This window comes from Thermococcus sp. P6, assembly GCF_002214525.1.
In the GTDB taxonomy this organism is placed as follows: domain Archaea; phylum Methanobacteriota_B; class Thermococci; order Thermococcales; family Thermococcaceae; genus Thermococcus.
Genome location: NZ_CP015104.1, coordinates 312,293 through 338,787, shown reverse-complemented (window position 1 = coordinate 338,787; position 26,495 = coordinate 312,293). Strand labels below are relative to the sequence as shown.

Annotated in this window: 26 protein-coding genes and 5 tRNA genes; 13 read left to right on the top strand and 18 right to left on the bottom strand. The window is 56.5% G+C overall.

What is annotated here, in order from left to right:
• Positions 1-6 precede the first annotated feature (6 nt).
• The 6 genes from A3L12_RS01825 to glmM all read left to right on the top strand — a co-directional run bounded on the left by A3L12_RS01825 (position 7) and on the right by glmM (position 6,508).
• Positions 7-1,368, top strand: a complete 1,362-nt coding sequence (locus A3L12_RS01825) for an ADP-specific glucokinase (RefSeq protein ID WP_088883192.1) — start codon at positions 7-9, stop codon at positions 1,366-1,368.
• Positions 1,369-1,423: 55 nt separating this feature from the next.
• Positions 1,424-2,605 (top strand): mannosyl-3-phosphoglycerate synthase, encoded by a 1,182-nt coding sequence (mpgS, locus tag A3L12_RS01820; protein ID WP_088882019.1) that lies wholly within the window; start codon positions 1,424-1,426, stop codon positions 2,603-2,605.
• Positions 2,606-2,607: 2 nt separating this feature from the next.
• Complete coding sequence (gene mpgP / locus A3L12_RS01815) at positions 2,608-3,339, top strand: mannosyl-3-phosphoglycerate phosphatase (protein ID WP_088882018.1); 732 nt, start codon at positions 2,608-2,610, stop codon at positions 3,337-3,339.
• On the top strand, positions 3,336-4,718 hold the full coding sequence (locus tag A3L12_RS01810) for a mannose-1-phosphate guanylyltransferase/mannose-6-phosphate isomerase (protein WP_088882017.1): 1,383 nt from the start codon (positions 3,336-3,338) through the stop codon (positions 4,716-4,718). The genes mpgP and A3L12_RS01810 overlap by 4 nt, the downstream gene beginning before the upstream one ends.
• Before the next feature lie 82 nt (positions 4,719-4,800).
• The gene (locus tag A3L12_RS01805) at positions 4,801-5,130 is read left to right on the top strand and encodes a hypothetical protein (protein WP_232462911.1); all 330 of its coding nucleotides are present in this window, start codon (positions 4,801-4,803) and stop codon (positions 5,128-5,130) included.
• 10 nt (positions 5,131-5,140) lie between these two features.
• On the top strand, positions 5,141-6,508 hold the full coding sequence (gene glmM / locus A3L12_RS01800) for a phosphoglucosamine mutase (protein ID WP_088882015.1): 1,368 nt from the start codon (positions 5,141-5,143) through the stop codon (positions 6,506-6,508).
• Positions 6,509-6,653: 145 nt separating this feature from the next.
• On the opposite strand, the gene A3L12_RS01795 is transcribed toward glmM, so the two are convergent.
• The 5 genes from A3L12_RS01795 to A3L12_RS01775 all read right to left on the bottom strand — a co-directional run bounded on the left by A3L12_RS01795 (position 6,654) and on the right by A3L12_RS01775 (position 9,017).
• Positions 6,654-7,451, bottom strand: a complete 798-nt coding sequence (locus A3L12_RS01795) for a proteasome assembly chaperone family protein (RefSeq protein WP_088882014.1) — start codon at positions 7,449-7,451, stop codon at positions 6,654-6,656.
• 1 nt (position 7,452) lies between these two features.
• Positions 7,453-7,632, bottom strand: a complete 180-nt coding sequence (locus A3L12_RS01790) for an RNA-protein complex protein Nop10 (protein WP_088882013.1) — start codon at positions 7,630-7,632, stop codon at positions 7,453-7,455.
• Positions 7,629-8,456 carry a translation initiation factor IF-2 subunit alpha gene (locus A3L12_RS01785; RefSeq protein WP_088882012.1) on the bottom strand — a complete coding sequence of 276 codons (828 nt, stop codon included), beginning with the start codon at positions 8,454-8,456 and terminating at the stop codon, positions 7,629-7,631. The genes A3L12_RS01790 and A3L12_RS01785 overlap by 4 nt, the downstream gene beginning before the upstream one ends.
• 76 nt (positions 8,457-8,532) lie before the next feature.
• Positions 8,533-8,730, bottom strand: a complete 198-nt coding sequence (locus tag A3L12_RS01780) for a 30S ribosomal protein S27e (protein WP_088882011.1) — start codon at positions 8,728-8,730, stop codon at positions 8,533-8,535.
• Positions 8,731-8,732: 2 nt separating this feature from the next.
• Positions 8,733-9,017 (bottom strand): 50S ribosomal protein L44e, encoded by a 285-nt coding sequence (locus tag A3L12_RS01775; protein WP_088882010.1) that lies wholly within the window; start codon positions 9,015-9,017, stop codon positions 8,733-8,735.
• A 271-nt stretch (positions 9,018-9,288) separates the two neighbouring features.
• Between A3L12_RS01775 and A3L12_RS01770 the strand changes: the two genes are divergently transcribed.
• The gene (locus A3L12_RS01770; RefSeq protein WP_088882009.1) at positions 9,289-10,488 is read left to right on the top strand and encodes a pyridoxal phosphate-dependent aminotransferase; all 1,200 of its coding nucleotides are present in this window, start codon (positions 9,289-9,291) and stop codon (positions 10,486-10,488) included.
• 20 nt (positions 10,489-10,508) lie between these two features.
• Here the strand turns inward: A3L12_RS01770 and A3L12_RS01765 are convergent, their stop codons facing one another.
• Entirely contained in the window at positions 10,509-10,712 is a 204-nt protein-coding gene (locus tag A3L12_RS01765) for a MoaD/ThiS family protein (RefSeq protein WP_088882008.1), read from the bottom strand.
• A gap of 106 nt (positions 10,713-10,818) precedes the next feature.
• Here A3L12_RS01765 and A3L12_RS01760 point away from each other — a divergent pair.
• From A3L12_RS01760 to A3L12_RS01745, 4 genes are all read left to right on the top strand, one after another.
• Positions 10,819-10,904, top strand: a tRNA-Ser gene (locus A3L12_RS01760).
• Positions 10,905-10,924: 20 nt separating this feature from the next.
• A tRNA-Cys gene (locus A3L12_RS01755) sits at positions 10,925-10,999 on the top strand.
• A gap of 51 nt (positions 11,000-11,050) precedes the next feature.
• Positions 11,051-12,307, top strand: a complete 1,257-nt coding sequence (locus A3L12_RS01750; RefSeq protein ID WP_088882007.1) for an Nre family DNA repair protein — start codon at positions 11,051-11,053, stop codon at positions 12,305-12,307.
• Positions 12,304-13,419: an alkaline phosphatase family protein gene (locus tag A3L12_RS01745; protein ID WP_088882006.1), complete on the top strand. Its 1,116-nt coding sequence runs from the start codon at positions 12,304-12,306 to the stop codon at positions 13,417-13,419. Before A3L12_RS01750 ends, A3L12_RS01745 begins: the two co-directional genes overlap by 4 nt.
• Positions 13,420-13,437: 18 nt before the next feature.
• Here the strand turns inward: A3L12_RS01745 and A3L12_RS01740 are convergent, their stop codons facing one another.
• From A3L12_RS01740 to A3L12_RS01700, 9 genes are all read right to left on the bottom strand, one after another.
• Positions 13,438-14,085, bottom strand: a complete 648-nt coding sequence (locus A3L12_RS01740; protein ID WP_088882005.1) for a 30S ribosomal protein S7 — start codon at positions 14,083-14,085, stop codon at positions 13,438-13,440.
• Between the two features lie 5 nt (positions 14,086-14,090).
• Entirely contained in the window at positions 14,091-14,534 is a 444-nt protein-coding gene (locus tag A3L12_RS01735) for a 30S ribosomal protein S12 (RefSeq protein WP_088882004.1), read from the bottom strand.
• 10 nt (positions 14,535-14,544) lie between these two features.
• Complete coding sequence (locus A3L12_RS01730) at positions 14,545-14,982, bottom strand: NusA-like transcription termination signal-binding factor (protein WP_088882003.1); 438 nt, start codon at positions 14,980-14,982, stop codon at positions 14,545-14,547.
• Positions 14,982-15,284, bottom strand: coding sequence for a 50S ribosomal protein L30e (locus A3L12_RS01725; protein ID WP_198300069.1), 303 nt, complete (start codon positions 15,282-15,284; stop codon positions 14,982-14,984). The genes A3L12_RS01730 and A3L12_RS01725 overlap by 1 nt, the downstream gene beginning before the upstream one ends.
• 16 nt (positions 15,285-15,300) lie before the next feature.
• Positions 15,301-16,476 carry a DNA-directed RNA polymerase subunit A'' gene (rpoA2, locus tag A3L12_RS01720; RefSeq protein WP_088882001.1) on the bottom strand — a complete coding sequence of 392 codons (1,176 nt, stop codon included), beginning with the start codon at positions 16,474-16,476 and terminating at the stop codon, positions 15,301-15,303.
• A gap of 6 nt (positions 16,477-16,482) precedes the next feature.
• On the bottom strand, positions 16,483-19,200 hold the full coding sequence (locus A3L12_RS01715) for a DNA-directed RNA polymerase subunit A' (RefSeq protein ID WP_088882000.1): 2,718 nt from the start codon (positions 19,198-19,200) through the stop codon (positions 16,483-16,485).
• 5 nt (positions 19,201-19,205) lie between these two features.
• Entirely contained in the window at positions 19,206-22,574 is a 3,369-nt protein-coding gene (locus A3L12_RS01710) for a DNA-directed RNA polymerase subunit B (RefSeq protein ID WP_088881999.1), read from the bottom strand.
• Between the two features lie 17 nt (positions 22,575-22,591).
• The gene (locus A3L12_RS01705) at positions 22,592-22,840 is read right to left on the bottom strand and encodes a DNA-directed RNA polymerase subunit H (RefSeq protein WP_088881998.1); all 249 of its coding nucleotides are present in this window, start codon (positions 22,838-22,840) and stop codon (positions 22,592-22,594) included.
• A 394-nt stretch (positions 22,841-23,234) separates the two neighbouring features.
• Positions 23,235-23,311: transfer RNA gene (locus tag A3L12_RS01700), tRNA-Thr, on the bottom strand.
• Between the two features lie 92 nt (positions 23,312-23,403).
• Here A3L12_RS01700 and A3L12_RS01695 point away from each other — a divergent pair.
• Positions 23,404-23,479: transfer RNA gene (locus A3L12_RS01695), tRNA-Asn, on the top strand.
• A 3-nt stretch (positions 23,480-23,482) separates the two neighbouring features.
• Positions 23,483-23,557 (top strand) — tRNA-Ile (locus tag A3L12_RS01690).
• Between the two features lie 93 nt (positions 23,558-23,650).
• On the opposite strand, the gene A3L12_RS01685 is transcribed toward A3L12_RS01690, so the two are convergent.
• The 3 genes from A3L12_RS01685 to mobA form a co-directional block, all read right to left on the bottom strand.
• Positions 23,651-24,865, bottom strand: coding sequence for an ABC transporter permease (locus tag A3L12_RS01685; RefSeq protein WP_088881997.1), 1,215 nt, complete (start codon positions 24,863-24,865; stop codon positions 23,651-23,653).
• Entirely contained in the window at positions 24,862-25,749 is an 888-nt protein-coding gene (locus A3L12_RS01680) for an ABC transporter ATP-binding protein (RefSeq protein ID WP_088881996.1), read from the bottom strand. The genes A3L12_RS01685 and A3L12_RS01680 overlap by 4 nt, the downstream gene beginning before the upstream one ends.
• A 102-nt stretch (positions 25,750-25,851) precedes the next feature.
• Complete coding sequence (gene mobA, locus A3L12_RS01675) at positions 25,852-26,445, bottom strand: molybdenum cofactor guanylyltransferase MobA (RefSeq protein WP_088881995.1); 594 nt, start codon at positions 26,443-26,445, stop codon at positions 25,852-25,854.
• Between the last annotated feature and the right edge of the window lie 50 nt (positions 26,446-26,495).

Sequence of the window (26,495 nt, the reverse complement as noted above, 5' to 3'; positions counted from 1 at the left end):
GATAGGATGTCGTGGGATGCCCTCTATTCATCCGCCTTCAGGGAAGTTCGCGGGAGAATCGGAAGGGTGGGGAGGGTTCTCCTCGCCTACAACACCAACATAGACGCGGTTAAATACCTGAACTCCGACGATCTGGAAGGCCGAATAAGGGAAACCGGGGTGGAGGAGGTCCTCAGGTATTCGGACGAACTCCCCGGGAGGATAACCTCCCTCGAACACCTCTTTGGAGGGATCCTCTGGAGCGTTAAGCGTGGCAAGGCGGCCGAGCTCTTCGTGGAGAGCTGTAGCGTTCGCTTTTACATGAAGCGCTGGGGGTGGGACGAGCTTCGGATGGGCGGTCAGGCCGGCATAATGGCCAACCTCCTCGGCGGGGTTTACGGCGTTCCGGTTGTGGTCCACGCCCCGCAGATTTCGAAACTTCAGGGAGAACTTTTCAAGGACGGCCCGATTTACGTTCCAAAGGTTGAGGGAGGAAAACTGACCTTCGTCCATCCCCGGGAGTTCGCCGGTGATGAGGAGAACTGCATCCACTACATCTACGAGTTCCCGAGGGGTTTCAGGGTTCTTGGCTTTGAAGCACCGAGGGAAAACCGCTTCATAGGCTCGGCCGACGACTACAACCCGCACCTCTACATAAGGCCTGAGTTCAGGGAGCACTTCGAGGAGATAGGGGAAAAGGTCGAACTCGGGATCATCAGCGGGCTTCAGGCCCTCACGAGGGAGAACTACCGCGAGGCGATAGAGGAAGTGAAGCGACACCTTGAGATCCTGTCTGAAAGGAACGTCCCGGTCCACCTCGAGTTCGCCTTCACCCCGGACGAGACCGTTAGAAAGGCGCTCGTTGACATGCTGGGGTCTTTCCACAGCGTCGGCCTCAACGAGGTTGAACTGGCCTCGGTAATGGACGTGATGGGCGAAAGGGCCCTGTCGGAGAAGCTCCTTGCGGAGGACCCCGTCGATCCCATAGCGGTGACGGAGGCGATGTTAAAGCTGGCTGAGAAAACGGGCATCAGGAGGATACATTTCCACACCTACGGCTACTACCTCGCCCTAACAGATTACGGGGGTGAATTCGTCAGGGACGCCCTGCTTTTCGCTTCCCTGGCGGCAGCCGCTAAGGCGAAACTCGGCGACGTCCGTTCCATAGAGGACGTCGTTAAGGCCATGGACGTGCCCGTGAACCCGAAGGCCAGGGGCGTGGAGGAAAAACTCAGGGAAGAGTACGGTATGGAGGAGGGAACCGCCCTCGTTAACAACCACCATCTCTCCTTCGTTCCAACAAAAATAGTGACGAGGCCGAAGAGCACCGTTGGAATAGGCGACACTATCTCGAGTTCAGCCTTCGTCGGCGAGTTCGCACTCTCCTAAGCCTTTGGATTTTTACGGGATTTCCTTTTTGTCTCAAAACCTTGGAGGTGGTGTTATGCTTTTGGAGGCTCCTGTGTATAAGGAACTGTTCGGGGCGGTTGAGGTCCATGAGGTCCAGAAGGTCATCAAGCTGGACACCCAGACGAAGGACGTGGGAAGTTTCACCGTCCTGAACGTTCCGAGGGAGGATATCTACAGAACCCTCGAGGATATCGCCATAGTCGTTCCGATGAGGAACGAGAAGCTTCAACTTGTTGACGGTGTTTTGAAGGCCATACCCCACCAGTGCCCGATAATAATAGTATCCAACAGCAAAAGGGAGGGACCAAACCTCTTTAAGCAGGAGGTGGATCTGGTAAGGCACTTCTACAACCTGACCAGATCCCGGATAGTAATGGTCCACCAGAAGGACAGGGGACTCGCTCAGGCCTTTCAGGAAGCCGGCTACACCGAAATTCTGGACGAAAATGGACTCGTGAGGGACGGCAAGGGTGAGGGGATGCTCATAGGTGTGCTCCTTGCAAAGGCCATAGGGGCAAGGTACGTGGGCTTCGTCGATGCCGACAACTACATCCCCGGTTCGGTTAACGAGTACGTGAAGGATTACGCCGCCGGCTTCCTGCTGAGCGAGAGCGAATATTCGATGGTACGGCTGAGCTGGAGGCACAAACCAAAGGTCAGCACCAGAGGACTCTACTTCAAAAAGTGGGGGCGCGTGAGTGAGATAACCAACAGGTATATGAACGCCCTGTTCGGGCTGGCCACGAACTTCGAGACGAACATCATATCAACGGGAAACGCCGGGGAACATGCGATGAGTTTGAAACTGGCCGAGATAATGCCCTTCTCAACCGGTTACTCTGTGGAGCCCTTTGAACTGGTGTACCTTCTTGAGACCTTTGGAAGCTGGGGCAAAGACTCTCACGAGGAGGTCTATGATAGCGGGATTGAGATCTTCCAGATAGAGACCCTTAACCCCCACTTCCACGAGGACAAGGGAAGGGAGCACGTCAGGAGTATGATCGTGAGCTCTCTGGGAACGATATACCACTCCAAACTCGCCACGGAGGACCTCAGGAGGAGAATACTGGAAGAGCTACGCATTCATTCCCTCATAGGCGAGGACGAAGAACCCCCAAAACCCCGGGTAATGCCCCCCGTTGAGACGATAGAGGTGAAAAAGTGGATGAAGACCCTCGAGGAGAACGGGGAGACGCTCACGCGGTTCGAGGTGTGAGCATGAGGGTGATCTTCCTCGACCTCGATGGAACCCTGCTGGGCGATGACTACTCACCCCAACCGGCCGGGCGTGTAATCAAAACCCTGAAGAACGCTGGATTCGAGGTCGTCCTCAACTCCTCGAAGACACTGGCGGAACAGGAGTACTACAGAAAAGCCTGGGGGCTTGAAGAACCCTTTATAGTCGAAAACGGAAGCGCCATCGTAATTCCGGAGAGCTACTTCCCCTTTAAGGTTCCCGGAAGAAAAGCCGGAGGATACGTCTTTATAGAACTGGGTGTCGATTACGGGAAGGTAAAAGCGACACTCGATGAAATCGCCGGAGCTTACGGACTTAAATACTACGGCAACTGCACGCTGGAGGAGGTGATGGACTTCACGGGACTCCCGGAAAGTCTTGCGAGGCTCGCAATGAAACGGGACTACAGCGAAACGGTGTTCAGATGGAAGAGTCCGGTGTTCATTGAAGAGCTTTCCAGACGGGGCTTCAGAGTATCGAAGGGAAGCAGGTTCGTGGGGGTAACGGGGGATACCGACAAGGGCCGTGCGGCGGCGGTATTGCTCCGGCTCTACTCCCGGCTTGGAAGGGTGGAGAGCTACGCCATGGGCGACGGGGAGAACGACCTTCCACTCCTCGATGTGGTGGACCACCCCTTCCTAATCGGAAACCTGCGGCATCCGGGGACTAAAAATATAAGCTCGGTCGACGAACTTCTGGAGGTGATACTATGAAGACGCTCATCCTTGCGGGGGGGAAGGGAACGAGGCTCTGGCCCCTTAGCAGGGAGCTGATGCCGAAGCAGTTCATAAAGCTGTTCGACGATCGGTCCCTCTTCCAGAAGACGGTCCAGAGGGCCCTCCTCTTCTCAAAGCCCGAGGAGATCTTCGTGGTCACGAACAGGGACTACAGGTTCAGGGTTGCTGACGACCTCAGGGAGCTTGGAATAGAGCTCCCGGCCGATAACGTCCTTCTGGAGCCGGAGGGAAAGAACACCCTGCCGGCGATCTACTGGGGCGTGAAGAGGATTGAGGAGAAGTTTGGAGACTCAACGGTGGCCGTTCTTCCAAGCGATCATCTGATGGAAACCGGAGAGAACTACACAAGGGCCTTTGAAAAGGCCGAGGGACTCTGCAGGGATTACCTCGTGACCTTCGGCGTAAAACCCACGAGGCCCCACACCGGCTATGGCTACATAAAGCCCGGGGAGAAACTTGAGGGCGGCTACAGGGTGGAAGAGTTCAGGGAAAAGCCCGATCTGGAGACCGCCAAGCGCTACGTAGAGAACAACTACCTGTGGAACAGCGGCATGTTCATGTTCGACACCACCCTCTTCGTCGAAGAGGTAAAGAGGCACGCTCCAGGGATTTATGAGGCCTTTGAAAAGGCCGAAAACGTAGAGGAAGCCTACGAAGTCGTTCCGGAAGTTTCCATCGACTACGGCGTCATGGAGAAGACCGACAGAGCCGCCGTCGTCCCGCTCAACGTCTACTGGAACGACCTCGGGAGCTTCGATGCGATATACGAGGTCATGGAAAAAGACGGGAACGGAAACGCCGTCAGGGTCCGCGGAAGGAAGGGTTACCACGTCGGAATCAGCTCCAGAGACAACCTCATAATGACCAGCCGCCTGACGGCCACCGTGGGGGTGGAGGGGCTCATAATCATAGACACCGACGATGCCCTCCTCGTGGCCCGGCGCGGTGAGGGGCAGAGGGTGAAAGAGGTCTACAAACTCCTCAAGGAGATGAAGGACGAACGGGTTATGGTGCACAGGACGGCCTACAGGCCGTGGGGGAGCTACACGGTTCTCGAGGAGGGCGACCGCTACAAGATAAAGCGCCTTACGGTCCTCCCCGGGAAGAAGCTCTCCAAACAGATGCACTACCACCGCTCCGAGCACTGGGTGGTGGTCAGGGGGACGGCCAAGGTCACCATCGGTGAGAGGGAACTGCTCCTCCGGCCGGGGGAGAGCACGTTCATTCCGGCCGGAACGGTCCACAGGCTGGAGAACCCGGGCAAAGTTCTGCTCGAGGTCATCGAAACCCAGATAGGAGAGTACCTCGGCGAGGACGACATAGTCCGCTTCGAGGACGATTTCGGGAGGCGGTAACGTGGCTCAGGGGGAATCCAGAAAGGACGAAGACTGCAGGGACGGATGGGAGCGTTTTAGCTCCCTGATATCTTCCCTCTCGATGAACCTCCTTCCCACGCTGCTTTTCGTTCTCATAATGGCCTACATCCTCGTCTCGGGCCTTCAGAACGCGGACATAAGGTTCACCGTTCAGGGGCAGGAGGTGGCGGTGAGCTATCCGCGGGTGAGCCTGCCCCTCGACTATGGCGCCATAAAGAACGCGGTGGTTTACCTCTTTGCCGCCCTACTCGCCGGCATGCCTGTCCCCCTGCTCTCGGGAAAGTGGAAGCCGTTGAAGGCACTGCTATCGCTTTTACAGGCCGGAGCCTTTATCTACGGCCTCTACGTCTTCGTCATGGCCATAATCCACTTTGCAGGTGCTCTAACGTGAGGTGATGGAAATGGGAAGACTCTTCGGAACCTTTGGAGTCAGGGGAATAGTAAACGAGAAGATAACCCCGGAGTTCGCCCTCAAACTGGGCATGGCCTTCGGAACGATGCTCAGGCGTGAGGGACGAGAAAAGCCTCTCGTCGTCGTGGGCAGGGACACCCGGGTGAGCGGGGAGATGCTCAAGGATGCCTTCGTAAGCGGGCTTTTGAGCACGGGCTGTGATGTGGTTGACGTAGGGACAGCCCCAACCCCAGCGATACAGTTTGCGACGGATCGCTTCAACGCCGACGGGGGTGCCGTGATAACGGCCAGCCACAACCCGCCCGAGTACAACGGGATAAAACTCCTCGAACCCAACGGCATGGGGCTTAAAAAGGAAAGGGAAGCCGTTGTTGAGGAGGTCTTCTTCAGGGAGGACTTTGAAAGGGCCGGATGGGACGGGATAGGTGACCTCAGGAAGGAGAACGTAATCCCGGCCTACATCGAGGCCATAAAATCGAGGGTTGACGTTGAGGCCATCAAAAGGAGAAGGCCCTTCGTGGTGGTCGACACTTCCAACGGCGCCGGCAGTCTGACGCTTCCCTACCTCCTCAGGGAGCTCGGCTGTAAGGTCGTAAGCGTCAACGCCCATCCCGACGGCCACTTCCCCGCCAGAAAGCCGGAGCCCAACGAGGAGAACCTAAGGGAGTTCATGGAGATAGTGAAGGCCCTTGGGGCGGACTTCGGCGTTGCCCAGGACGGAGATGCCGACAGGGCGGTTTTCATAGACGAGAACGGGCGGTTCGTGCAGGGAGACAGAACCTTCGCCCTCGTTGCCGATGCGGTCCTCAGGGAAAGGGGCGGGCTCCTCGTGACCACCGTGGCGACCTCCAGCCTGCTCGACGACGTGGCAAAGAGGAACAACGCACGGATCATGAGGACGAAGGTCGGCGATCTCATCGTGGCAAGGGCCCTCCTCGAGAACAACGGAACCATTGGAGGGGAGGAGAACGGCGGTGTCATCTTTCCGGATTTCGTCCTCGGCAGGGACGGCGCCATGACGACCGCCAAGGTTGTGGAGATCTTCGCAAAGTCCGGAAAGAAGTTCAGCGAGCTCATAGATGGGCTCCCGCGGTACTACCAGTTCAAGACGAAGAGAGAAGTCGAGGGCGACCGGAAGGGGATCGTCGAGAGGGTGGCAGAACTTGCCAGAGAAAGGGGCTACACCGTTGACACCACCGACGGAAGCAAGATCCTCTTCCCCGACGGCTGGGTTCTCGTCAGGGCGAGCGGGACGGAACCGATAATCAGGGTCTTCAGCGAGGCCAAGGAGGAGGGGAAGGCAAGGGAGTACCTCGAACTGGGATTGAAACTTCTGGAAGAGGCGATGGGCCCTTAGCCCTTTTTCTTTTCAAAGCCATGGCCTGAGCGATAAATAAAAGCACGTTGTTTTCCCGCCGGCAATGGAGAGAATCCAAACACCTCGTGTTTCTTCGCCCGTATTAGAAAACCCCGCAACGGGGGAAGAAGAGAAAAGAAAAAGTTCAGAGGTAGCCCCTGTCCTCCTCCGGGCCGGAAGGTGGTTGCCGCTCGAGCATGGCCCTCTGCATCTCCTGAACCTTCCTGAGTATCTCCTCCGTCTCCTTTGCGCGTTCTTCGAGGGCCGTCATGTCGATCTCGAGATCGAGGATTCTGGCAACGGCCTGAAGGACGGACTTCGCGGCCTTTGCGTCAACGATGTACCCGAGACTCTCCCCGAGGAGGCTTATCCCGTACATCGAACGTAGCTTGCCCATACCGAGGAGAAGACCCGCGGCACCGACTATCGCCCCGCCCTCGTCCTCGCGCCAGATGACCTCCACGTTGCAGCCCTCGAGTTTTTCCCTGTAATAATCAACGAGCTCCTCGTGGGTTACCGCCGCCAGAACTCTCGGCTCCCCCTTGAGTTCGGGCACCTGATAGCCACCCATCGTGATTATCTCGCGGACGCCGAAGTCGACGACGAAGTCGAGCATCTTGCCAACCACCTCGAAATGGCCGGGGCTGTCGGTTGGGGCAACCTGCTGATCGCCCGTGATGATTATGATGTCCCTGCCCTCTTCATCCGGGTTTCTCCAGTAGTAGAACTCGTTCTTCATGAGCTCCACGACGGAGTTCTTCTTTATGAGGACCTGATGCATGAAGTGGGGCGAGTAAAGATCGGCGAACTTAACCGCATCGAGCTCCTGTATGAGATGCTCCGCGGCCAGCTTTCCGACGAGCCCTATGCCGGGGAGACCCTCTATGAAGACCGGGTCATTGAGCACGGGCCTTTCGTAAACATGTATAAAGGACTCCTTCATATCAATCCCCCCGTGGTATGCCCAGCTGCTCGCGCTTCAGCCTCCTCCTGTACTCCCCGTAGGGATCTTCCGGCGAGAAGCGCGGCGGGTGGGCGACTCTGGTTCTGGCCCCGCAGACCGGACAGGTTTCCTTCAGGGTATACCTGCCGCACTCGGGACACTTCCTTATCCGGAACCTCATTGCCCTCTCCTCTTAATCTTCCTGATGCGTTTCTCCTTCCTTATGAGGGTCGCTTCACCGCCGGCTTCCTTTATGGATTTCAGTATCTCCTCCGCTATGCTCTCAAGGACCTCTTCGGCCCTGTGGTAATCCGGGGCCGTGATGTCGATCCTGTACCTCGGTGCCCCCTGATAGGAGAACTTGACCTCCACATCCTTCTCCCTGTTGGCCCCCTCCCTCGCCCGTATCAGGGCCTCCTTGATCACCTCAACGCCGTTGGAGGTTGGAACGGTTATCTCGAACTCCGCGTCTATGGTGACGGTGGGTATCTCCACGTAGGCCTCTATGATGGGCCTCAGGGCCTCGATCCATTCCTCGCTTATGATTCCCTCGAGGACTTCCATTCCGTTCTGGGCAGCGTCCTCGAAGGCCGCGTAAACCTCTCCGTAGGATTCTTCCAGAGGAACCCACACCTCCCTCCATGCCTCCTCAAAGTCCTTTCCGACCTTTTCTGCCGCCATCCTGAGCAGGTTCTCCGCTTTCTGGGCCCGCTTGTACTCCTGGATTTTGGCCTTTCTCTGCTGCTGGTTCACCCTTTTAAGGCTCAGATCAACGTGGCCCTTGCTCGGGTCGACGCGGATAACCTTTGCCACTATCTTCTGCCCTTCCTTGATGTGATCCCTGATGTTCTTGACCCATGTCGAGGCAACCTCGCTTATGTGCATGAAGCCCTCCTTTCCCGGGTACTCGTCGAGCTTCAGGAAGGCACCGTAATGATGAATGCTCTTGACGGTAGCTATGACGAACTCCCCCTCTTCGGGATACTCCTTGGCTTTCTTCGGCATTTAATCACCCCTCAACTTTCTTACGGGGTTGGGTTAAGAAAGGGAGTATTTAAAGTTTGGGAGAAGAAAAAGCAGATCACTCGAGAACCTCGAGGACCTTCGCCTTGAGAATGCCCTTCCCACCCGTCGGCTCGACGAGGGTTGCACCGCAGACGAGGCACCTGACGGTGGTCGAGGGGTTGCTGAAGACGATCTGCTCGTTGCCGCAGTCGATGCACTTGACGCGAAGGAACCTGCTCCTCGGCATCGGGATGAGGTTCTTTGGAAGGGCCATATTTACACCTCCACCAGCTCGAACTTTTTAACGCGGAAACCGCTTCCCCTCGTGTGGCTCTTGCCGCATACGGTGCACCTGAACCTGAGGTCGAGCTTCTTGACCGGCTTTTCCCTTCCGGCCGGGTTAGGCCTCGGGAAACCGCGGTAACCCTTCATGATCCTGCGGAACCTTCTCTGGCCCTGACTGAGCTCGCTCCTCGGCCTCTTCTTGGCCTTCTCCACCGTGTGGATCGTGTGCTTCTTACAGTAAGGGCAGTACGTCCTTATCTTCTTTGGATACTTCATCCTCCCACCTCCATGGGGACCCGGTGGGCTCCTACAGGGATCAGATACCCCCGAGTCGTGAGGCATGATCCTGCCTTCGCCCTCGATAGGGGCGAGGCTTTAAAAAGTTTTGCGGCCAGACCGGAGGACGAAGAAGGGCGGGCTCGGAGGGTGTTCACGTCATCATCTCTCAGTGTGCTTGCTAATCGTCATAGCCCGTAATCCATCCTCGAGCTCCTTTTTAAACCTAAAGGTTTATACGGTAACCAACCAACCCCCTACGGTGATCCCTGTGATACGTGCATCCCAAAGGGCCATGGGTATTGAGTACGCCATCAGAGACGTTGTTCTCCCCGCCCGGGAACTCGAGAAGAGGGGGATAAACGTAATCCGGCTGAACATAGGAGACCCCGGAAAGTTCGACTTCCAGCCCCCGGAGCATATGAAAGAGGCCTACTGCAGGGCCATTCGTGAAGGGCACAATTACTACGGCCCGAGCGAGGGGCTTCCGGAGATGAGAAAAGCCGTAGTTGAGCGCGAGAAGAGGAAAAACGGCGTTGATATAGGGGTGGAGGACGTCAGAATTACGGCGGCTGTAACGGAGGCGCTCCAGCTGATATTCGGTGCCCTCCTGAACCCCGGAGACAACATACTCGTCCCGGGTCCGAGTTACCCTCCCTACACCGGGCTCGTGAAGTTCTACGCGGGTGAACCGCGCGAGTACCGCACCGTAGAAGAGGAAGGCTGGCAGCCGGAGGTAGACGACATGAGGAAGTTGATCGACGACAGGACCAGAGCGATAGCGGTCATAAACCCGAACAACCCTACGGGGGCCCTCTACGAGAAGAAAACCCTGAAGGCCATCCTCGACCTTGCGGGCGAACACGACCTCCCGGTCATAAGCGACGAGATCTACGACCTCATGACCTACGAGGGGAAGCACGTCTCTCCCGGCTCCCTCACATCTGACGTTCCGGTAATAGTGATGAACGGCATGTCAAAGGTTTACTTCGCCACGGGCTGGCGTCTGGGCTACTTCTACTACGTTGATCGGGAGGACAGGCTCGCGCAGGTCAGGGAGGCAATAGACAAAATGGCCAGAATAAGGCTGTGCCCGAACACCCCCGCCCAGTTCGCGGCCGTAGCGGGTCTCACCGGCCCGATGGACTACCTGAGGGAATACATGGCCAGGCTCAAGGAGAGGAGGGACTACATCTACAGGCGCCTCAACGAGATCCCGGGGATAAGCACCACGAAGCCCCGGGGAGCATTTTACATCTTCCCGAGGATAGAGGAACGCTCCCTCTGGAAGGACGACAGGGATTTCGTCCTCGACGTTCTCAACGAGGCCCACGTGCTCTTCGTCCACGGCTCGGGCTTCGGAAGGGGTGGAGAGTGGCACTTCAGGGCGGTGTTCCTGCCCCCGGTTGAAGTGCTGGAGAAGGCCATGGAGAGCCTCGAAGCCTTTATGAAAAAGAAACTCTCGGGTTAGATTTTTTCCTAACCCCTTTCTTAACCTCCCGAGACGACGGGGATGACCTCAACGTAGTCGCCATCCTCAACCCGCTCGTCCTCCAGAGCCACCCTCCCGTTGAGCTTCGCTATCGCGCTTTCGGTGTTGAAACCGACCTCGTGGAGGATGTCCCTGATAAGAATGCCCTTACGCCATTCGATCTCCCTTCCAATCCCCCTTCCAAGGACCTTTACCCTTATCATCCTCCCCACCGGGGGGGAGTTCGGTGGAAGGTTTATAAATCAAGCGCCTTCCCACCCAAAAAACTTAAAAACCCTCCTCCTGTCCATATAACGGAAGCGCTGGAGTGCCGCGGTAGCCTAGCCTGGTAGGGCGCCGGCCTGCTAAGCCGGTGGGCGTTGCCCACAGGGGTTCAAATCCCCTCCGCGGCGCCATAACTTCTCGGGGTTCAAACGCCGGGATAGCCTAGAGGCGAGGCGAGGGACTGCAGATCCCTTTCACCCGGGTTCAAATCCCGGTCCCGGCTCCACCCCACAACTTCCGGGCAACAGACATAAATACCCCTCCGACGATTTCACCCGTGATGGAGCCCTTCAACTCAAAGCTCTGTGCCATCTGTAAGGGAAGAAAACTGCTGTGTGGACGGCCTACCTGTCCAATTCTTGAACGTTTTAGGGTAGCCAGAACCGTTGAAGAAAAAATCAATCGCCGGGAAATTTTTGGCTCGTCGCCTCCGGGCGTCTTTGTTGGAGAGTACGGCTACCCTAAGGTTCGTATTGGTCCGTTAGTACCACCCGTAGAGGGGAACACGTCCCACCTTGACAGTCCCCTGAAGTGGGAGAACAAGACCATAAAGGACATCCTTTACTACCGCTCTCTGCTTGTAATGGGCGAGATGAAAGCCGATGTGGACCTGAGAAGGAGCGGACGGATACTCAGTGAGGTTCAGGAGCTGGCGATGTCGATAAGGCCCGTTGACAGCGAGGTGTTCCTTAAGAGGAAGCCGATCCTCAGGGTTCTGCCGGGTGAGTTCGCCCCACCCCTCGGGCCCCGGGCCGAACTGATGGACTTCGAACTCACGGAGAACCCAAGGATCCCCCGACGGACGGATTACGTTGTTAGCGATGAGTTGAAAGCGGAGCAGGCCATAATGCGGCTCTACAACTGGGGCTTTGACGAGTACTACATCGTAAGGCTCCTCTCTGCGGGGCTCCTCGGCCTCAGGAGGAAGCTGGTCCCCACGAGGTGGAGCATCACCGCAGTTCAGGATACCATAGGGAAGAACCTGCGGAAGGAGGTAGTTCATTATCCCCTGATAAACGACTACGAGGTTTACTTCCACCGCTTCCTCGGTAACCGCTACGTCGTTCTGCTTATGCCCGAGAGCTACGCCTTCGAGCTCCTGGAGGTGTGGCTAAGGGGTTCCCTCTTCGGGGCATCCGAGCCCGGCGTTATACACGACTACGAGGACTTCAGGGGGAGGAAGGAATACGTGAAAGAAACCGCCGGTGCTTACTATGCGGCCCGTTTGAGCGTCCTCGAAGCCATGAGGAGGAGAAGGAAGCAGGCAAGGGTCGTGGTCTTCAGGGAGGTTACCCCGGAGTACTACGCCCCCGTTGGAGTGTGGCAGATAAGAACCGGTGTCAGGAAGGCGATGGAGAAGGTGAAGGGTCGCTTTGATACCCTGAGGGAGGCCCTTGATGCCGTAGGGGAACACCTTGAGCACCCCCTCGATGAATACCTCAGAAGAAGCTACGTCCTCGGCAGTCTGGCGCGGCAGAGGAGTCTCGACGAGTGGCTCAGCGTTTTAATGAAAAATAGGGAGGTTTCGAAATGAAAAAGCTCGCCCTAATAAGCCTCGACGGGAACGGGGTTTACAACCTCAAACACATGCCCTTCCTTAAAGAGCTCGCCGAAAGCGGGATTTTTGCAGAGGTTGATTCCATATTTCCCACGCTGACGGATCTGGTTCACACGAGTGTGATGACCGGTGTGATGCCCAGGGATCACGGCGTTGTTGAGAACGGCTATTACGACAGGCTGAACGACAGGAAGGTCAACTTCTACGACCACGAGGTGGCCTTCAATCCGCACAGGATCATCAGGGCGCCGACCCTGGTGGATATACTTCGCCCGAGGGGCGTTAGAACGGCCAGCGTTTCCGGTTACACGATGCCCCCCTTCAGTGGAACCGACGTCAGGATCTTTCCACCCTTCTTCGCGGGCAATGAACTCTACAGAAGGCACGGCAGAGATTGGAGAAAGGACCTCTGGGTCCTGAATTCTGCACTGTACCTCTACGAGGAGTGCAGGCCCGATTTGCTTTTGATCCACTTCGCCTCGATAGACGGCATGAGCCACGATTATGGGCCCCTAAGTGATGGCTCTTTGAAGGCGGTTGAGACCGTTGACACCGCCCTGATGACACTTTGGGAGCGGTTGAGGGAGGAGTACTCCTTCATAATCTTCGCAGACCACGGGCAGGAAGGGGTTCATACGTGGGTGAACCTGAGGGCTTACCTCAGAAAACACGGCGTAGAGACCCTTAGGGTATCCTCGGGTGGAGGAGCCCACGTCTACCTGAAAAACCCGGGGGAGGCGGAGGATGCCTACCGGATACTCAGAAAGGCGCCGGGAGTTAAGGCGGTCTTCTTCCGTGAGGATCTGGAGCACCTCAACACCCCGAACAGCGGCGAGCTTCTCGTGGCGGCGAAGCCGGGCTACTGGTTCTGCTCCCACCGGAAGTGCGGTGGAATAAAGGGAACGAGCCACTGGGTTAAGGGAATGCACGGGTCTATGAACAGGCCCGTGATGAGGGTCCCCCTTATCATGTGGGGTTTCGAGGGGGTAAAACCCGAGAACGCAACCCTCTATGACATAGCTCCAACGGTACTGAAGTTCTTCGGAGTGGAGAAGCCGGGTAACATGGTGGGAAAGAGCCTGATTTAGAAAAGGAAGGAAAGGTCCTCAGCGTGAGGACTGTGCAATCCTCTCGATCTCTTCCTTCTTGCTGTAGGCGAAGCTCCTCGTATCCCTGTTGGCTGCCGCTATAATCTCATCAGCCAGTGCCTCGGCGTAGCTGGTCTTGTTGCGGTAGCACTTTGCGGATGCACCGAGGGCGATGTTCCTCAGCGCTATGTCCAGCCTCCTGAGTGGCGCAACGTCGACGGCCATGTGGTAGCGGATTCCACCGAAGGCTATGGTGGTGGTGTCCTCCCTCGGGGCGGAGTTCTCGATGGCCCTGACGAGAACCTCTATCGGGTTCTGCCGGGTTCTGCGCTCGATTATCATGAAGGCCTCCTTAACGACCTCATAAGCTTTCATCTTCTTGCTCATGAGGGAGCGGTGTTCACGCCTCATGAAGTGGCCACCGACCTTGTGACTGCTCGCACCGCTTCTCATGACCTTGTTTATGAGGCGCTCAACGATGTGGACGCTGGCCTTTCCAAAGGGCTTCTTGGCATGCCTTCCGTGGGTGTGCGGAAGGATGCGGGTATCGAGGTTTATGTAGGGCTTGAGGGAGGGATCGTTGACGGTCACGTCTTCGGTGCTCCACCTTCCCATGACCTTGAGTTCCCTCGGCTGATAGAACCTTTCGGTGAGTGGTTTGGCCATCCGCTTCACCTCCTCGGTTTCTCCTTCCTGCCCTTTACCAGCTCCTTGAGGGAGACCCTGTTGACCTTGACGACCTTGTAGCGGATTCCGGGAATGTCACCCATCGAACCGCCCTTGGGACCGCCTATTCCCTCGATGATAACCTCGTCGTGCTCGTCGATATGGTTGATAGCTCCATCACCGGGCGTGAAGGCGGTGACGACCTTACCGTTCTTGATGAGCTGAACCCTGACGGCTTTACGCATGGCCGAATTGGGCTGCTTTGCCTCGACGGCTATCTTCTCCAGCACGATTCCCTTTGCCTGAGGAGCACCCTCGAGCGGGTCGCTCTTCTCCTTCAGGCGGAGAACCCTTCTCTTGTACCTTATGTCACTCCAGCGGAACTTCTTTCTTTTGAGTTTGAGCTTTCTGCCTGCGAACTCTCCATACGGGGACTTCTTTCCGGGCATGATCATCACCTCAGATTACGACCACATCGTGAATACCGTGGTGTCTCTCCATCAACTCCTTCACGAGGTTGATGTTCTGGCCGCCCTTCCCGATGGCGCGCGGCTTTTCACGGGGGCTGATGTCCAGCAGGGCGACCTTCTTACCATCCCGCTTTTCAGTGATGTGGATCCTTTTAACCTTAACTCGAAAGCTCTTATAAATATTCCTCAGGAACTCCTCGGGGTTCTCGGAATGCTCAATGACCTCCACGTTCTTGCCGAGCATCTCCTGAACGCGCTTGACGTTGGCGCCCTTCTTCCCGAGGGCAAGCCCCATCTCGCCCTTCTTGACCACGTATATAAGCCTGTTTCTGCTCCCGTCGATGAGGCAGTCCACAACGGTGGCGCCGGTTATGCTCTCGAAGAGCGCTATGAGCTTTATCTGGTCGGTGTTGAGCTTGAGTGGCATTACTCCTTACCCCCAAGGGCCAGTATTCTGCTCTCACCGGGATCTATAACCGAAAGGGCCGAAACCGTGTGCGGCCTTCCGAGGAGGGTTCCAAGCTCAACGCTGGTCCCCTCGAACTCGTAAACGGGCACATCACTGAGCCGGGCGTAGTACCTGATGCCCTCCTTCACGTCGGGTCTGGCGTTCCTCGCCACTATGATCAGCTTCGCCTCGCCCGTTTTGGCGTACTGGATGCTCTTCTTAGCACCCATCACTATCTTTCCGGTATCCTGTGCCTTCCTAAGCTCGAACGCAAACTCCACCATCACTCACACCTCCCTACTCCCTTTTCGGTCTCAGGGGGAGATCCATTGCCAGTTTGACCATCCCGGTGCCCACTGGCACGGGCTGTCCGATAAGGACGTTCTCGATTACGCCGTTGAGGTAATCCACCTCACCCCTCTCGGCGGCCTCGAACAGGTGTTTCGTCGTTATCTCGAAAGCGGCCCTGGCAAGCACGCTGGCCTTCTCCCCTACTATACCGTGCCTGCCTATGGCCCTTATAACACCGTCGAGCGTCATCATGTCGGCGACGAGCATGATGTGCCTCACGTCCACTTCAAGACCCTGCTCCTGCATCGTGTTAACTATCTCCTCGACGATGGCGTTTCTCGCGGCTTCGATGCCGAGCACCTGGGCGATCTCGTGGATGTTGTTGGTTCTCGTTCTGGTGGGATCGACCCCCGGAACCTTGAGGACCTGCTTGAAGTTTGAACCCTCGGTGTATATGACGTACTCGTCCCCTTCCTTGCGGATTATGGTCTTTCCGACACCGGAGAGACCCTTAAGACGGTGCTTTTTAACCTTTTCGGCAAGCCTCCTCAGGTCTGAGAGTTTCTGGACTTTTTTGGGGCGCATTATGATTGTATAGCCGTCAACTTCAAATTCGGCGCTTTTGAAAGAGCCGTTGAGTTTTTTCTCGATTTTCTCCATGTCCAGACCGGCCTTTTCGAGCCTCTCCGGATCCACCTCAACCACGAACTCGTAGTTGAGGATGTCCAGTGTGGTCTCCCTCGCGAGGTTCTCGAGGCTCGTTCCTTCGATACGCCTTGCAACTTCCAGAGCCTTTTCCCTGTCGTAGCGGTGCTTTTCGTCGAGGTAAACGGTCATTATGGGTGTTGAGGGGTTCTTCCTCGCATCGACGATTTCTATGATCCTCGGCAGACCGAGGGTTACGTTGATCTCGGCAACACCCGCGTAGTGGAAGGTGTTCAGGGTCATCTGCGTCGAGGGCTCGCCTATCGACTGGGCCGCCACGGTTCCTATGGCCTCGCCCGGCTCTATGAGGGCCTTACGGTGCTCCTTTACGGTCTCCTCTATTATGGCCTGAACCTCGGCCTTTTTAAGCCTGTATTTCTTGTTGTACTCGACGAGTCTGGCGTAGAGCTCTTCCTTGACGTTCTCCGGGAGGTCGGTCCTGTTGATCATGCTCTTAATGGTTTTTGCCGCGACCATCTTACCTCACCCCTTTCCCCTGAGTTTGAGCAGGGTTCTTAAAATGACCCTATCGACGTTGACGGTCTTGCCTCCCCAGCTCCTCATGGGATCCACCCCGTCCTCACCGTACCTGAACTGGACGACTATACCCCTCGGGGTCCTGACGGTTCCGTCGTAGTCCACCTTGAGGTCCTGAAGGGCGTTTATGAGACGGCGCTGCATGTAACCGCTCTGAGCCGTTCTAACTGCGGTATCAACGAGACCTTCCCTGCCACCCATAGCGTGGAAGAAGTACTCCTGCGGTGTTAAGCCGCTCTTGTAGGAGTTGATGATGAAGCCCCTCGCCCTCGCACCAAGGTCGCCGGGCCTGAAGTGGGACAGGACCCTTCCGCGGTAACCGCGGTAGAGCCTCTTACCGCGGATCGACTGCTGGCCGAGTATGGCCGCCATCTGGGTGATGTTGAGCATCTTACCCCTCGCACCCGTCTTGGCCATTATGACCGCGTGATTGCCCATACCGAGGTAGCGCTCGGCGACCTTACCGGCGTTGTCACGCGCCTCAGCTAGAACGGCCATTATGTGGCTCTCCAGAGTCTCCTCCAGAGTCTTACCCGGCAGGGGCTCGAGTTCGCCTCTTCTGTAGGCCTCTATGAGACCTTCAACCCTTTCCTCGGCCTCGCGGATTATCTCCCTGATCCTATCGAGGGCCTCCTCCGGGAGATCCTCGTCGTCTATGGCAGTTGTGAAGCCCTTGTGGGTTATAACCCATATGGCGAGCTTGGTCACCTGATCGAGGAACCTTCTGGCCCTTTCAACGCCGTATTCCCTCGCTATGATATCGAGAATCTTTCCATCCTCCCTTCCGTAGGCCTTCTTATCAATCGCACCGCTCAGGAGCTTTCCGTTGAGGATGTACGTGAAGCCGTCGTAGGCCAGGGACTTTACCTCTTCCTCGTCCGGAATGAGCTTTTCCTCAATGAGCCTTTCAAGGGCCTCGCACTTCTCGGGATCGTCGCAGAGCTTGTTGCGGTACCAGATGGTGAGGTCCTCCGGGAGAAGGAGGGAGAAGATGCTCTTACCGCTCCAGAGCTCGACGCCGTTTTCTACCCTGTCAGGCTCTGGAAGCCCCTCGAGGTCAACGCCCGCGAACATTAGCATCTGCTCCACTTCACTGCGCGTGAAGTAGGCCCCCTCACGGGTGAGCAGGTAGCCGCCGGAGATGTGATCCTGAATTCCGGCTATGAGCGGTCCCCCGTAACGCGGTGAGATGATGTGGTTCTGGACCTCCATGAGTATCCTCGCTTCCGCCTGCGCCTCCTCGGTCTGGGGAACGTGGAGGTTCATCTCGTCACCGTCGAAGTCAGCGTTGTAAGGCGGACAGACGGAGAGGTTAAGGCGGAAGGTCCTGTAGGGCATTACCCTAACGCGGTGGGCCATGATGGACATCCTGTGAAGGGAGGGCTGTCTGTTGAAGAGAACGACGTCGCCGTCAACGAGGTGCCTCTCAACCGTCCAGCCGAGGTCGAGTTTTTCGGCTATGGTCTCGAGGTTGTTCTCCATGAGGCGGATTCTCCTGCCCTCCGGATCTATGACGTAGTTCGCTCCGGGGTACTTCTCGGGGCCGTTGAGAACCATCCTCTTCAGCCTTTCGAAGTTGAACTCCGTCACCTTTTCGGGAACGGTGAGCTCCATGGCGATGGCGAGGGGAACGCCGACCTCGTTGATGCTTATCATTGGATCGGGGCTGATAACCGTACGTGCTGAGAAGTTGACACGCTTACCGCTGAGGTTGGACCTGAAGCGACCTTCTTTACCCTTAAGCCTCTGGGAGAGGGTTTTCAGGGGCCTTCCGCTCTTGTGCTTGGCAGGGGGAATTCCTGAGGTCTCGTTGTCGATGTAGGTTGTGACGTGGTACTGGAGGAGGTCCCAGAGATCCTCGATGATGAGCTGGGGCGCTCCGGCCTCGATGTTGGATTTGACGCGGTTGTTTATGCGGATTATGTCGACGAGCTTGTGGGTGAGGTCATCCTCTGCGCGGATGCCGCTCTCCAGGGTGATTGAAGGCCTCATGGTGACGGGAGGAACCGGCAAAACCGTTAGGACCATCCACTCGGGCCGGGCCTTGTCCGGATGGAGGCCGAGCAGGGGGAGATCCTTATCGGGTACCTTCTCGAGCCTGTCCCTGACCTCGCTCGGCATCATCCTGTGCCTGTACTCGTTGCCCTCCTCATCCTTCCTGAGCTCCCAGTAGATCGTCGGTTTCTCCAGCTTTACCTTGAACTGAGGGGCCCCGCAGTGCGGGCAGACCATCCTCTCCTTCGCCTTCTTGTGGATCTCCTTGATTATCATGTCCCGGGCCTTCTTTCTACTGCCCGCGGCCTCGAGCTTCCGGGTGTACTCTTCTATCTCCTCGTCCGTCAGTTTTATTCTTCCGCACTCGCGGCAGGTGCTCTCAAGAACCCTGTGGATGGTCTTGGCGAATCCAACGTGGATCACGGGTCTTGCGAGTTCAATGTGGCCGAAGTGACCGGGGCATTCTCCCGCTCTGGCACCGCAGGTCTCACATCTAAGGCCCGGATCGATGACGCCGAGCCTCTTGTCCATCAGCCCGCCCTCAATGGGATAACCGTCATCGTCGTACGTGTCCGGAACGGTTATCTCGGCCGCACTCATCTTTCTGATTTCCTGGGGTGAAAGGATTCCAAACTCGATACTCCCAATGATCTTTTTCATCGACTGCATGGCGATCACACCCTATCGGTTACGTTGAGGGACGGCCTTATACCCATCGCCTTCAGCTCGTCGAGCAGAAGCTTGAAGGCGTAGCTCATCTCCACCTTGCTTATCCTTTCCTCCTCTCCGCAGACCGGGCAGTAGACCTTTCCCCTGCGCTTGTCCTCTATTGCCAGATGCCCGCAGTTCTCGCATACCCATACCTCGGTCTTGTCGCTCTCCTCCAGGAGGCGCTCTATGAGCAGCATCGCTGCACCGTGGCCTATCAGAACGTCACGCTCCATCTCACCGAACCTGAGACCACCTTCGCGGGCCCTTCCTTCCGTCGGCTGCTTGGTGAGAACCTGAACCGGTCCCCTGCTCCTCGCGTGCATCTTGTCGGCAACCATGTGGTGCAGTCTCTGGTAGTAGATGACGCCCACGAATACGTCCGCCTCAAGCCGTTTTCCGGTTATCCCGTCGTACATGACCTCCCTTCCGGTGTGCTTGAAACCGAGTTCCTCGAGTTCCTTCCTGAGCTTCTCCTCAGGTTCCCCGATGAAGGCGGTACCGTCAACGCGCCTCCCCTTAAGCGACGCCACCTTTCCGCCTATTGCCTCCATGAGCTGACCGACGGTCATACGGCTGGGGATACCGTGGGGGTTGACCACGAGATCCGGAACGATTCCGCTCTCCGTCCACGGCATGTCCTCCTGCGGGACTATCAGACCGATAACGCCCTTCTGCCCGTGCCTCGATGCGAACTTGTCCCCGAGCTCAGGGATGCGGGGGTCCCTCACGGTAACCTTGACGATCTTCGTTCCGTCCCCGGTTTCAGTGATGATGACCTTGTCCACGATGCCCGTTTCGTTCGGTCTCGTTGTTACACTGGTCTCGCGCCTCTCCTGAAGGATTATCCCACCGAGACTGCTCTGTTCCTCAAGGAATCTCGGCGGCGAGGTTCTTCCGACGAGAACGTCCTTTCCTTCCACCTTGGACTCGGGGAACACTATGCCGTCCTCGTCGAGGTTGCGGTAGTAGTGCTCGCCGAGGTAGCCCTGTATGGTCGGATCCGGAACCTCGAAGCGATCGGTCTGCCCGCCGAGGTACCTCTTCTCCTCCGCCTCGTACGTTCTGAAGAAGGTCGAACGCGCCAAACCGCGCTCTATCGAGGCCTTGTTCATTATTATGGCGTCCTCCATGTTGTATCCCGCGTAGCTGAGAACCGCAACCACGAAGTTCTGACCCGCGGGCCTCTCCTCAAAGCCAACGGCCTTCATTATCCTCGAGTTGACGAGCGGAACCTGTGGGTAGTGGAGCAGATGCCCCCTCGTGTCAACGCGTATCCTGAAGTTGGCCGAGCCCAGACCGAGGCTCTGCTTTGCCATGCCCGCACCGTAGGTGTTTCTCGGGGCGGCGTTGTGCTCCGGATAGGGGACGAGAGAAGCGGGAATACCGAGTATGGCGGCCGGCATGAGCTCGAGGTGTGTGTGCTCCTCGGTGACTTCATTTGGCCAAGTGGCAACGAGGGCGTTCTCCTCCTCCTCGGCATCGAGGTACTCGATAACGCCCATCCTGACGAGATCGCTCCATCTAAGGCTTCCGTTCTTTATCCCCTCAACGTGTTCCCTTGTGAGCTTTGGCTGGCCGTTCTCGACTATTATCAAAGGCCTCCTGACCCTGCCATCGTCGCTGTTGACGTATACCTCCTTAACCTCATCCTCCACGTGGAGGGCAACGTTTATGGCGTCGCTTATCCTGCCCCTTCTTCTGTCCTTTCTCACCCTGTTCACGAGACCCTCGCCGTCTTCAACCGTTCCGATGAGAACGCCGTTGAGGTAGACGCGCCAGAGTTCCGGATTCGGTCTCCTCTCCTCGATGGGCACGACCCCGAGCCTGGCAAGGTACTCGCGGACCTCCTCCTCGGGAACCTCGGTGGTTATCTGCGCCATCAGGGCAAGGTTCTTGACGAGACCACAGTTGGGACCTTCGGGTGTCTCCGTGGGACATATCCTGCCCCAGTGGGTTCCGTGTAGATCCCTTGCCTCAAAGTGGGGCTGTTCCCTGCTCAGCGGTGAGGTGAGGCGCCTGAGGTGGGAGAGAGTTGACATGTAGTTGGTTCTGTCGAGAAGCTGGCTTACACCCGTTCTTCCCCCGGGCCATGAACCGGTGGCGAGGGCGTGTTCGATCCTCTCGCTCAGAACGTCGGGCCTTATCGAGTTCCTGACAAAACGCTGGACGTTGCCGAAGGTGTACCTCTCCCCCTTCCTCTGGTAGGTCTTCGTCATCTGATACTGTATGTCCTTGACGAGCTGACCGAAGGCCACCCTGAAGAGGTCCCTGAGCAGATCGCCGGCCAGCTTTAGCCTCTTGTTGGCGTAGTGGTCCTTATCGTCCTCACCCCTGAGGCCGAGGGAAAGCTCCAGAACCTTGAGGGCCATCATGCCGAGGTAGTAGGCCTTCGCCCTCCTGTCCCCCTCCTCAACCCCCATGTGGGGCAGGAGGTTGTTGTCTATGATGTGCTGGGCCCTCTTGAGCCTGTACTCCTTCGGCTGACCCGGAAGGGCGAGTTTGCCTATGTAGTCGAGGGCCTCCTCCTGCGTGGTTACATCGCTCGCGTCCTCGAGGTTGTCGAAGAGAACCTGCTGTATGCGTGGATCGTCACTGACGGCTTCAACTATCTCCCTGTCGCTGATAAGACCGAGGGCACGCATAACGTAGACGAACTTAACAGGTTTCGGAACGTTGGGAATGTTAACGTAGAGGATACCGTTGCTCTTCCTTTCAACGCTTATCAGAGCCCTGTAGCCGTGCCTGTAGGAGAAGCACTTGGCTATTACCTTGTTCTGTCTCCTGTCCAGTTCCACGAGGGTCCTGTTGGGGGCAAGGTCCTCGATAGATACTATAACCCTCTCGGAACCGTTGATGATGAAGTATCCCCCGGGGTCCTTGGGATCCTCACCAAGCTTTATGAGCTCCTCGTCGCTGAGACCGTGGAGACGGCAGGCCTTGGATTTGAGCATTATGGGTAGTTCACCTATGCGAACCTCAACCGGCTCCTGTTCGATACCGTTAACGACCGGGATCATCTCAAGGTAGAGCGGGGCCGAGTAGGTCAGGTTCCTGATCCTCGCGTCCATCGGATAGAGGGGCCTCTTCTGTCCCAGAGCCTCCTGAAACTCGGGCTCGCCGAGACGAACCCTTCCGAACTTGACTTCGAAATCGGGAATGTCCGGGTTGATGCCGCCGAACTCGTCTATAACCTTCTGAATCCCCGAATCGATGAAAGCGTTGTAGGAATCAAGGTGCTGTCTGACGAATCCCTTCTCCTTCCAGTACGACTCCATCACAAGCCAGAGGTCGTCAGGGGTAACCTCAACAACGGTCGGTCCTCTCGACGCCATTATCTCACCCCACAGAATCAGTCTTCAACCACCAGACGGTAGTAGTTATAGTAGCCCGCCGTTGGGCTCTTTCTCCTGATCTCCAGAACGTCGCCGGGTTTTGCTCCAAGGGCCACCACAACAGGGTCCGAAGCCCTTATCTGCGGAAGCTGGGATATCTGGATCCTGTATCTCTTCAGGAGCTCTTCCTTCTCCTCCTCGCTCAGTATCCTGTGCTCCGGAACCAGCTCATGGGTGAATACGTCAAATCCTTTTTTCTTCGCCACCGAGAATTGCCCCCTTTAACATTTTTAAGAACGGTTACCACTACCTCCCACCTGAGGGTTGCCGGTATATAAGCTTTTCGAGTGGTTAATCGCCCGTGGGGGTTTATATCGCTTTCGAAAAGTTTAAGAGACGTTTTCAACGTCACAAACCTACTACGGTGAACTTTAACGTTCATTTCAGCTGAAAAAAGCTTATAAGTATCTACCCCCGGTTCGATGTTCGGTTCACCGGGGAATGGGTTCCTCGCTGGGGATTCCATGTATTTTTAACATCTTCCAAGCGTTGTGTTGCTTCAATGTTATATTTTGCAGTTTTTTCAGAAAATTAGACGAAATTGGATCAATTCTTTAGAAGAATGGTCGACCTTCTGTTCAGATCGGGGAGACGTTTGAATGGAGCCCCGGGCGGGATTTGAACCCGCGACCGGCGGATTACAAGTCCGCCGCCCCACCAGGCTAGGCTACCGGGGCACGCTCTTAGGAGGCCGCCGGGGAATATAAAGTTTTCTCCCCACCCAACCGTAAGTTTTATAAATCGACCGATGTTCCCTACATTGGGTCGTGCCGCCGTAGCTTAGTTGGTAGAGCGCCGGACTGTTAATCCGGCGGTCCCCCGTTCGAGCCGGGGCGGCGGCGCCATATGGGCCCGTAGCTCAGCCTGGTCAGAGCGCGCGGCTCATAACCGCGTGGTCGGGGGTTCGAAGCCCCCCGGGCCCACTTGACCGCCCGTTTCTGGATGCGAATATTATGATTGAGGCATATTTCTATTGCTGATAAAGGGCAAAGAGCCCGTTTTAAGGGGCCTATTTATTAATCAAGCCTTTTCACCCTCCATCCGTAGAGAATCACGGCAAGGAGGAGTGTCATCAGGGTGGCGAGCCCGAGGAAGGCTAAATCCGGGAGGAGTTCCACGGGAGGGCGATGGTAGAGTTCGAGGAGCCTCAAATCCTTCAAAGCCCTTCCCAGCGGGAAGTAGTTCGCTATGGGTCTCGCCCACCCCGGGAGCACGCTCTCCGGGATGACTATGCCGGCAAGGAAAAGCAGGGGCATCGAGAGGAGGTTAACCAGCGCGTTCGTTGCCCTTATGCTCCTCGTCCCCATGGCTATCGCCAGTCCGAGGCTCATGGAGAAGAGGGATGCGAGGAATACCATTAGCCATCCCAGAGGCCCGGGGAAGACGGTGTGACCGAAGACCAGCTTTGCGTAGGCTATTCCGATGAGTATGCTCCCGGTTATTACGATGAAGGTCGAGAGCATCTTTCCGGCCAGAAAATCCCATGCGGTTGCCGGAGAGGAAGCTATGCGCCTTAAGGTCCCGTGTTCTATCTCCTCAAGCGTCCCCGAACCGATCATGAGCATCGTGGCGAAGAGGAACTGAATCCCGATAAAGCTCGTAATGTAGAACTCGATGGGCGAAGGGCTTTCCCCCTTCACTTCCCTCTCCTCAAACTCGAGGGGGTCGGCAAGACCGACGAGGTATTTTTCAAAATCTTCGACCGTAACGTTCCGGGGTAAGTAGGCTTCCATGTAACCCAGCGTAACGTTGAGTCTTTTTTCGGTCATCTCCCCTTCAAAGCTGGAGAGGAAGCTTTTTATGGCACCGCTCGTTATCTGGTAGTTCTGTGGATCGCTCCTGTCAAAGTAGGCATAGACCTTCCCCTGAAGGCCGCTGGAAACGTTCCTTCCAAAGCCCCCGGGAAACACGAGGAGAACATCCACCCGTCCGCTTCTAACGGCCTCCATGCCCGAGCTTTCGTTGGGATACCTCTTAACTTTAAAGACGTGAACGTTGTCAACGGTCACGTTCCCCATGACCTTAACCACGTCCTCTGCCGTAAAGGAGGAGTTCTCACTGGAATAAACGACCCCGACGTCAACGCTTATCGGACTGCTGTGCCCCCATATTCCTCCGAGAAGGGTGATCCACATGAGGGGAAATATCAGAATCCAGAAGAGTGCCATCTTCTCCCTTCGGATCTCCCTGAGGTCCTTAAGGATTATCCCCTTGACGGCCCTGACCTTCATTCCAGCCCCCTCCCAGTTAGCTTTAGAAAAACGTCCTCAAGGGTGGGCTCTTCGACCCTTATGGTCCGTATCTCGCTTCCTCCCCCTATTAGGAGTTCAACGATCCCCGGAAGGGCCGTCTTTGGGTCGTTCACCATTATCCTGAGTGAGCCATCGTGCTCCACCGTCTCCGGAAACTTCTCTTTAACGGGCCCGGTGCTAAGGAAACCCTCAACGTGTATCACGCTCTTTTCCCCGGCCAAGGATTTGAGCTCTTCCGGGGTTCCAACGGCGGTTATCCTCCCCCCGTTTATTATCCCAACCCTGTCGGCCAGCGCTTCGGCCTCCTCCATGTAGTGCGTCGCTACGAGTACCGTCCTGCCTTCCCTCCGGAACCTCTCCATCAGTTCCCAAAGTTCTCTCCTTGAGGGGACGTCCAGACCGGCCGAGGGCTCGTCAAGGATGAGGAGTTTTGGCTCATAGAGAAGCGCTATGGCCAGATTGAGGCGTTTCTTAAAGCCCCCGCTCAGCTCCCGGGCCTTCTTCCGGGCCGGAAGGGAAAACTCAGAGATGAGTTCCCTTATCCTCTCCTTCGGTGCGTCGTAAAGGTCGGCGTAGAAGCTCAAGTTCTCCTCGACGGTCAGCAGATCATAGGCTATGCTTTCCTGAGGGACGTAGCCTATAAGCCTCGCGGTTCTCTTCGAGAGGGGTTCCCCAAAAACCCTTATCTCCCCGGAGTTATACCTTAACCCTTCCGCGAGGATTCTAATGAGAGTGGTCTTTCCAGCTCCATTGGGTCCGAGGAGGGCGAATATCTCCCCCTCCATGACCTCCAGATCAATCCCCCTGAGAGCCTCAAAATCCCCGTATTTTTTTCTCAGTCCCCTAACCTCGAGTGCCTTCATAACATCCCCTGCAAGCAACTTGAAGTTCATAGGATATAAAAGGGTATGCAATTCTGAAGCGCAGAGGACGAAGGAACGATAAAAGGGTATCCGGCGGTAGCCTCAAAGGGGCCCGGAGTTGCAGATTGAGTTCCCCCTGATCTTCTGGAGGTCGCTCCGGCGGTTGATGTTGAAGAAGCTCACCCTCCACCTCTCCGGGAGTTCTTCGATCCTCAGGTAGCAGGCATCAACCGAGCGTATTGCCTCGTTCAGGGAATAGTTGCCGAGTTTTATCCTCTCTTCCAGAACACTACGGAAGGCGTTTGAGTAGGCCGCGTGAAGGGGCTCGAGGTATCCGTTGCTCCAGCGTGGAACACACGCAATTTTCCCACACGCGATCCGGACTATGTAATCAACGAACTCCGGGACTATGAGGGGCATGTCGCCGGCGACAACGAAGGCATCTCCGGAACCGAGGGCGGTGTAGAGCCCACCCATTGGACCGATCGTTAGTTCATCAACCATAACCTCGAATCCAAGGGCTCTGAGTTTTCCTGCGTTATCAGGGGAGGCCACCACGACGACCTCATCTATGAGGGAAGCGGATTGGAGCCTTTCGAGGGTATGCAGGATGAGGGGCTTACCGTCCACCCTAAAGAGCAGTTTATCCCCGCCAAAGCGCCTGCTTCTACCCCCTGCCAGCACTACTCCGAGCATGTCCCCACTTCCCTGTGGCGGGCCCGTTCAGACGAAGAAGAATAAGAAAA